At 69.3% G+C, this 7,904-nt stretch carries 6 protein-coding genes and 1 riboswitch; of the genes, 1 reads left to right on the top strand and 5 read right to left on the bottom strand.

The window, feature by feature from the left end; genetic code table 11:
* Nucleotides 1-41: 41 nt before the first annotated feature.
* On the top strand, nucleotides 42-1,670 hold the full coding sequence (locus AC27IQ_RS16025) for a methyl-accepting chemotaxis protein (RefSeq protein WP_487090044.1): 1,629 nt from the start codon (nucleotides 42-44) through the stop codon (nucleotides 1,668-1,670).
* A gap of 60 nt (nucleotides 1,671-1,730) precedes the next feature.
* Here AC27IQ_RS16025 and thiC read toward each other — a convergent pair whose 3' ends face one another.
* From thiC to ftsA, 5 genes are all read right to left on the bottom strand, one after another.
* The gene (gene thiC / locus AC27IQ_RS16020) at nucleotides 1,731-3,593 is read right to left on the bottom strand and encodes a phosphomethylpyrimidine synthase ThiC (RefSeq protein ID WP_272567223.1); all 1,863 of its coding nucleotides are present in this window, start codon (nucleotides 3,591-3,593) and stop codon (nucleotides 1,731-1,733) included.
* 116 nt (nucleotides 3,594-3,709) lie between these two features.
* Nucleotides 3,710-3,833: riboswitch (TPP riboswitch) on the bottom strand.
* Between the two features lie 50 nt (nucleotides 3,834-3,883).
* Entirely contained in the window at nucleotides 3,884-4,060 is a 177-nt protein-coding gene (locus AC27IQ_RS16015; protein WP_272567221.1) for a hypothetical protein, read from the bottom strand.
* A gap of 22 nt (nucleotides 4,061-4,082) precedes the next feature.
* Nucleotides 4,083-5,006 carry a UDP-3-O-acyl-N-acetylglucosamine deacetylase gene (gene lpxC / locus AC27IQ_RS16010; RefSeq protein ID WP_272567220.1) on the bottom strand — a complete coding sequence of 308 codons (924 nt, stop codon included), beginning with the start codon at nucleotides 5,004-5,006 and terminating at the stop codon, nucleotides 4,083-4,085.
* A gap of 145 nt (nucleotides 5,007-5,151) precedes the next feature.
* Complete coding sequence (gene ftsZ, locus AC27IQ_RS16005) at nucleotides 5,152-6,378, bottom strand: cell division protein FtsZ (protein ID WP_272549194.1); 1,227 nt, start codon at nucleotides 6,376-6,378, stop codon at nucleotides 5,152-5,154.
* 171 nt (nucleotides 6,379-6,549) lie between these two features.
* Complete coding sequence (gene ftsA / locus AC27IQ_RS16000) at nucleotides 6,550-7,779, bottom strand: cell division protein FtsA (RefSeq protein WP_092741824.1); 1,230 nt, start codon at nucleotides 7,777-7,779, stop codon at nucleotides 6,550-6,552.
* Between the last annotated feature and the right edge of the window lie 125 nt (nucleotides 7,780-7,904).

Below are 7,904 nucleotides of genomic sequence, written 5' to 3'. Positions count from 1 at the left end.
CCCCCACTGCCCCCACTGCCGCCCGGCCGGGCACCGGCTCACTGAGCCAGCGCCTGCTGACTGTCTTTCTCGCCGTCCTGGCGCTGAGCCTGGTGGGCTCGGCCATCGGCATCTGGTCGCTGCACCACATCGGCCGCGCCACGGACGCCATGGTGCAGCGCAGCGTCGCGACCGAGCGCCTGGTGGCCGATGCGTACCGGCTGCAGGCCATCAACGCCGAGCGCTACAAGGCCGTGGCACTGAGTTCCGAACCCGAGGTGGGCGAGATCCTCGGCGCCGACATCGCACGCACCCAGCAGCAGTACGACGCGCTGGTCGCCCAACTGGCCCGGCGGCTCGAAGGCACCGAGGACATGCAGCAGGTGGCGCAGGTGCGCACCATGGGCGCCACCTTCCTGGCCGCGCGGACGGAGCTGGTGGCCGCGCGCGATTCGGGCCTCACCGAGCGCATCCGCAAGGTCTACGGTGAACGCTTCCTGCCCTCGGCCACGGCGCTGCTCCAGGCGCTCGAAGCGCTCTCGCAGTCGCAGCGGCAGGACATCGACGAAGCGGCGGCGCAGGTCGCGCGCCTGAGCGGCATGGCGCGCTGGGCGCTGGTGGCCTTCGGCGCGCTGTCGCTGGCCCTGGGCACCCTGCTGGCGCTGTGGCTGGTGCGCAGCATCACCCGCCCGATCGCCATCGCCAGCGCCACGGCGGACCGCGTGGCCGGGCTGGACCTGCGCCAGGACATCGCCGGCCACGAACGCGACGAGACCGGCCGCATGCTCACCTCGCTGTCGGTGATGCAGGGCGCGCTGCGCAGCCTGGTGCACCGCGTGCAGACCCTGGGGCAGAGCATCAGCGCCGCCTCGACCGACATCGCGGGCGGCAACGCCGACCTGTCCAACCGCACCGAGGAGGCCGCCGCGCGGCTGCAGGAAACCGCGGCCTCGCTGGAGCAGGTCACCCGCCGCGTGGCGGATGCGGCGGCGTCCGCCGAGCGCACGGAAGCCCTGGCCTCGCAGGCCGCCAGCGTGGCGCAGGAAGGCAGCGGCGTGGTCACGCAGGTCGTGGACACCATGGACCGCATCGCCACGGGCTCGCGCCGCATCGCCGACATCACCGGCGTGATCGACTCCATCGCCTTCCAGACGAACATCCTGGCACTGAACGCCGCCGTGGAGGCCGCACGCGCCGGCGACCAGGGCCGGGGATTCGCCGTGGTGGCGTCCGAAGTGCGCAGCCTGGCCAACCGCTCGGCCGAGGCCGCCAAGGAGATCAAGGCGCTGATCGCCGAGTCCGTGCAGCAGGTGGCCTCGGGCGCCAGCCTGGCCGGGCACGCCGGCCGCACGATGGAGCGCGTGGTCTCCACCATCCAGCACACGGCGCAGACCATGGGCGAGATCCGCAGCCACACCCGGTCGCAGAACCAGGACATCGCGGCCATCCACGCCGCCATGTCGCGGCTGGACGAGATGACGCAGCAGAACGCGGCGCTGGTGGAGCAATCCGCCGCCGCGGCGGAAAGCCTGCGCGGGCAGGCGCACGACCTGTCGTCGGTGATCAGCCGCTTCGCGCTGCCGCATTCCTCGGCGGCCAGCGAATCGGCGGAACGCCTCTCCGCGCCCGTGCCGGCGCCTTTGCCCGCAACGGTCCCTGCAGTGCGGGCCCTGCGCCTGGGCCACGCCTGAGGTCCGCCAGGGCACGCCGCCGCCTTGCCAGGCGGCGCGCCCTGCGCCCATGAAGGGCGATCAGCCCACCGGCTGGATCGGCACGTACAGCTCGCCGCCCGTGCCGCGGAACTCCACCGCCTTTTCCTGCAGGCCCTTGGCGGCGAACTCGCGCACCTCCTGCGTGATCTTCATCGAGCAGAACTTGGGGCCGCACATCGAGCAGAAGTGGGCGACCTTGGCGCTGTCTTTCGGCAGCGTTTCGTCGTGGTATTCCTGGGCCGTCTCGGGGTCGAGGCCCAGGTTGAACTGGTCCTGCCAGCGGAAATCGAAACGCGCCTGGGAGAGCGCGTCGTCGCGCGCGCGGGCGCCGGGGTGGCCCTTGGCCACGTCGGCGGCGTGCGCGGCGATCTTGTAGGCGATGATGCCCTGCTTGACGTCGTCGCGGTCGGGCAGGCCCAGGTGCTCCTTGGGCGTCACGTAGCACAGCATGGCCGTGCCCATCCAGCCGATCATGGCCGCGCCGATGGCGCTGGCGATGTGGTCGTAGCCCGGGGCGATGTCGATGGTCAGCGGGCCCAGCGTGTAGAACGGCGCTTCGTGGCAGGTCTTGAGCTGCTCGGTCATGTTGGCCTGGATCATGTGCATGGGCACGTGGCCGGGGCCCTCGATCATGGTCTGCACATCGTGCTTCCAGGCGGTCTGGGTGAGTTCGCCCAGCGTGTGCAGTTCGGCGAACTGCGCCTCGTCGTTGGCATCGGACGCGCAGCCGGGCCGCAGGCCATCGCCCAGGCTGAACGACACGTCGTACGCCTTCATGATGTCGCAGATGTCCTCGAAGTGCTCGTACAGGAAGCTCTCCTTGTGGTGCGCCATGCACCACTTGGCCATGATGGAGCCGCCGCGCGAGACGATGCCGGTGCGGCGCTGGGCCGTGAGGTGGATGTAGGCCAGCCGCACGCCCGCGTGGATGGTGAAGTAGTCCACGCCCTGCTCGGCCTGCTCGATGAGCGTGTCGCGGAAGATGGCCCAGGTCAGGTCTTCGGCCACGCCGCCGACCTTCTCCAGCGCCTGGTAGATGGGCACCGTGCCGATCGGCACCGGCGAGTTGCGCACGATCCAGTCCCGCGTGGTGTGGATGGCCTTGCCGGTGGACAAATCCATCACGTTGTCGGCGCCCCAGCGGATGGCCCACACCAGCTTTTCCACTTCTTCCTCGATGCTGGAGGTGACGGCCGAGTTGCCGATGTTGGCGTTGATCTTGACCTTGAAGTTGCGCCCGATCGCCATCGGCTCCACCTCGGGGTGGTTGATGTTGGCGGGAATGATCGCGCGACCGCGGGCCACTTCATCGCGCACGAACTCGGGCGTGATGATCTTCGGGATGCTCGCGCCCATGGGGTTGCCCATCAGCCGCTGCTCGCGGCCCGCATCCTGCATGTACTGCGCCATCCATTCGCGGCGGCCGTTCTCGCGGATGGCCACGTATTCCATCTCGGGCGTGACGATGCCGCGGCGCGCGTAGTGCATCTGCGTCACGTTGGCGCCGCTCTTGGCGCGCAGCGGCTGGCGCTGCAGCGCGGCGGCCTCGGCCCGCAGCTGGGCCAGGCGGGCGGCGTCCTCGCTCTTTTGGCCATCGTCCAGCGCCACGGGCGGACGGCCCTCGTAGTGCTCCACGTCGCCGCGCGCCGTGATCCAGCCGCCGCGCACGCTGGCCAGGCCCTGGCGCACGTCGATCACGGCCTCGGGGTCGGTGTAGGGGCCGGAGGTGTCGTACACGCTGACCTGCTCGCCGTTGGTGAGCGCGATGTCGCGCACCGGCACACGCAGGTCCGCGTGCGTGTGGCCGGGCAGGTAGGCCTTGCGCGATGCGGGAAAGGGCGCGCGGGTGAGCGCGAGCAGTTCGGCGAATTTTTCGCGGGCGAGGGGTTCGGGTGCGTTCATGGGGCAGGTCTCCTGTTTCCGGGGGCGGTGGGGCTGCTCCGGAAATGGACCTGTGCCTGGAACGCAGGCGCAGGGCGCCTGGTGAAGCGGTGCGTGCCACGCGGGTGCGGGCACGGTCACGGGAGGTCGGCTCTTCTTCCGCCGGTATGAACCGGATCAAGTTCGTCGGGTTCGCAAGCCAGCCTGACATTCGTCAGGCCGCCCGCATCTCAGCGCATCAGCACACCCCGGAGCAGGCGCCAGTATAGGCCAGCGCCTTGGCCCACCGCCATCCCGCCCCTGCGCTGCGGTCAGGCGATGCGCCCCAGGATGAGCACGGCGAAGAACACGAAGCCGGCGATCACCGTCCACTTCAGGATGATGAGCCCCCAGCGCTTGTAGCGCGCCTGCCCCGTGCCCACGTAGAACGCGAACGACACCGCTGCCATGAGCAGCAGCAGGGTGGCGATCCAGCGAAAGATCAGCATGCCGCGCGGCCCCGGCGTCGCCCTACCACGCGGCCACCGGCTGCGCGAAGCCGGCGGGCGCCTGGCGCTCGTTGTCGAACGTGGCGATTTCCCAGGCGTCCTCCTGCGCGAGCAGTTCGCGCAGCAGCAGGTTGTTCATCGCGTGGCCCGAGCGGAACGCGCTGTAGGCCGCCAGCAGTGGCTTGCCGACGAGGTACAGGTCGCCGATGGCATCGAGGATCTTGTGCTTCACGAACTCATCGTCGTAGCGCAGGCCGTCGCTGTTGAGCACCTTGTAGTCGTCCATGACGATGGCGTTGTCCAGGCCACCGCCCAGCGCCAGGCCGCTGGCGCGCATCATCTCCACGTCCTTGGTGAAGCCGAACGTGCGCGCGCGCGCGATGTCGCGGGTGTAGTTGCCGGAGCCGAGGTCGAACTCCACGCTCTGTCCGGTGGAATCGACCGCCGGGTGGGCGAAGTCGATCTCGAAGCGCAGCTTGTAGCCGTGGTACGGGTCGAGCCGTGCCCACTTCGTGCTCGGGCCCGTGCCCTCGCGCACCTCGACCGGGCGCGTCACGCGGATGAAGCGCTTGGGCGCCTTCTGCAGCTCCACGCCGGCGCTCTGCAGCAGGAACACGAACGAGGCGGAGGAGCCGTCGAGGATGGGCACCTCTTCGGCCGTGATGTCGATGTACAGGTTGTCCAGCCCCAGGCCCGCGCAGGCCGACATCAGGTGCTCGACCGTGTGCACCTTCGCACCGCCCACGCCGATGGTGGAGGCCATGCGCGTGTCCACAACGGCCATGGCGGTGATGGGAATGTCCACCGGCTCGGGCAGGTCCACCCGGCGGAACACGATGCCCGTGTCGGGCTGGGCGGGGCGCAGCGTCAATTCGACCCGCTGGCCGCTGTGCAGGCCCACGCCGACGGCGCGGGTCAGGGTCTTGATCGTGCGTTGCTGGAGCATCGGTCGATTTTAGAGGGGGAGGCCCCATCATGGGGCATCGCTGCCGCTATGGGCGCAATAGGCCCACGCGCGCAAGAAAAAACCGCCAGCCCCTTGCGGAACATGGCGGTGTTGTGGACAAGAAAGGCCCGCAGGGCCTTGCCCGTCAGTCGGCCTGCTTGCGCAGGAACGCGGGGATTTCCAGGTCGTCCATGCCGCCCGAGGACAGCGCGTCCACGCGGGCGGCCGCCTGCGTGCGGTTGGTACGCCACACGCTGGGCACCGACATGTTGCCGTAGTCTGCCTGCGCGGTGCCGCCACCGACCAGGCCCGCGCCCAGCGTCGCGCCGGCCATGGGCATCTGGTAAGCCACGTTGTCCGTGCCGGTGCGCAGGCCGCCCTGTACCACCGAGATGGGCTGGCGGCGTGCGTTCTGGCGCGACAGGCCGGTGGCCACCACGGTCACGCGGATCTCTTCGCCCAGGCTGTCGTCGTAGGCGGCGCCGTAGATCACGTGCGCGTCCGGCGAGGCGTAGGCGTTGATGGTGCTCATGGCCAGGCGCGACTCGGACAGCTTCAGGCTGCCCTTGGCGGCGGTCACCAGCACCAGCACGCCCTTGGCGCCCGACAGGTCGATGCCTTCCAGCAGCGGGCAGGCCACGGCCTGCTCGGCGGCGATGCGGGCGCGGTCGGGGCCGGCGGCCGTGGCCGTACCCATCATGGCCTTGCCGGGCTCGCCCATCACGGTGCGCACGTCTTCGAAGTCGACGTTGACGTGGCCGTATTCGTTGATGATTTCAGCGATGCCGCCCACGGCGTTCTTGAGCACGTCGTTGGCATGCGCGAAGGCCTCGTCCTGGGTGATGTCGTCGCCCAGCACTTCCAGCAGCTTCTCGTTGAGCACGACGATCAGCGAATCGACGTTGGCTTCCAGCTCGGCCAGGCCGTTGTCGGCATTGGCCATGCGGCGGCCGCCTTCCCAGTCGAAGGGCTTGGTGACCACGCCCACGGTGAGGATGCCCATCTCCTTGGCCACGCGCGCGATCACGGGGGCCGCGCCGGTGCCCGTGCCGCCGCCCATGCCGGCGGTGATGAACAGCATGTGCGCGCCGGTGATGGCGCTGCGGATGTCTTCCACGGCCGCTTCGGCGGCATCGCGGCCCTTGTCGGGCTTGCTGCCCGCGCCCAGGCCGCTGCCGCCCAGCTGGATGGTGCGGTGCGCGGGGCTGCGCGTGAGGGCCTGCGCGTCGGTGTTGGCGCAGACGAACTCCACGCCCTGCACATTGCGCGCGATCATGTGGGCGACGGCATTGCCGCCGCCGCCGCCGACACCGATCACCTTGATCTGGGTGCCCTGATTGAATTCTTCGGCTTCGATCATTTCGATGGTCATGGTGGGTGCTCCTAGTCTTTCACGTGAATTGCATGGGGCCAAAACGGCTGGATGGTTGGAATCGGGTGGGGCGCGGTCCGCGGCACGAAAGGGGGGCCGGTGCCCCGCCATCGTTGCCAGAACAGCGCATCGGGGCCGGCGCGAGCGAGCCAGTGCTGAGGGGACAACATGTCAGAAGTTCCCCACGATGAAATCTTTGAAGCGGCCGAACGCGGTCTTCACCGAGCCGCTCTTTTGCGCCACCTTGAAGCCGCGCAGGCGCGCCAGGCGCGCCTCTTCCAGCAGGCCCATGACGGTGGCGGCGCGCGGCTGGGCGATCATGTCGGCCAGCGCGCTCGAATACTTGGGAATGCCCCGGCGCACGGGCTTCAGAAAGATGTCCTCGCCCAGCTCGACCATGCCAGGCATGATGGCGCTGCCGCCCGTGAGCACGATGCCCGAGGACAGCACCTCTTCATAGCCCGACTCGCGGATGACCTGCTGCACCAGCGAGAAGATCTCCTCCACGCGCGGCTCGATCACGCCGGCCAGCGCCTGCTTGCTGAGCATGCGCGGGCTGCGGTCGCCCAGGCCGGGCACCTCCACCTGCGCCTCGGGATCGGCCAGCAGCTGCTTGGCATAACCGCTTTCGACCTTGATGTCCTCGGCGTCCTTGGTGGGCGTGCGCAGAGCCATGGCGATGTCGCTGGTGATGAGGTCGCCCGCAATCGGGATCACGGCCGTGTGGCGGATCGCGCCGCCGGTGAAGATCGCCACGTCGGTCGTGCCCGCACCGATGTCCACCACCGCCACGCCCAGCTCGCGCTCGTCGTCGGTCAGCACGGCCTGGCTGGAGGCGAGCGGGTTCAGCATGAGCTGCTCCACCTCGAGACCGCAGCGGCGCACGCACTTGATGATGTTCTCGGCCGCGCTCTGCGCGCCGGTCACGATGTGGATCTTGGCCTCCAGGCGGATGCCGCTCATGCCGATGGGCTCCTTCACATCCTGCCCGTCGATCACGAATTCCTGCGGCTCCACCAGCAGCAGGCGCTGGTCGCTGGAGATATTGATGGCCTTGGCCGTCTCCACCACGCGCGCCACGTCGGCCTGGGTGACTTCCTTGTCCTTGACCGCCACCATGCCGCTCGAATTGAGCCCGCGGATGTGGCTGCCGGTGATGCCGGTGTACACGCGCTGGATCTTGCAGTCGGCCATCAGCTCGGCCTCTTTCAGCGCCTGCTGGATGCTCTGCACCGTGGCGTCGATGTTCACCACCACGCCGCGCTTGAGGCCATTGCTGGGTGCGACGCCCAGCCCGGCCAGCTTGAGTTCGCCATTGGGCAGCACCTCGGCCACCACCGCCATCACCTTGGCGGTGCCGATGTCCAGCCCCACGACCACGTCTTTGTATTCTCTTGCCATATTCTGTGTCCTGCCCTCAGTGGTTCTGCCCTGTTGTTCTGGCGGGGCGCGCGCGCTGCGGCGCAGTGCGCGCGGGTGCCCGGGCGGCCGCCTTGGGGGCGTCGCCATTGACCGTGGTCACCCCG

The sequence above is a fragment of the Acidovorax sp. KPB24-07 genome, from assembly GCF_057543315.1.
The sequence above is the reverse complement of the archived record's forward strand: the minus strand, read 5'-3'. Positions and strand labels throughout refer to the sequence as shown.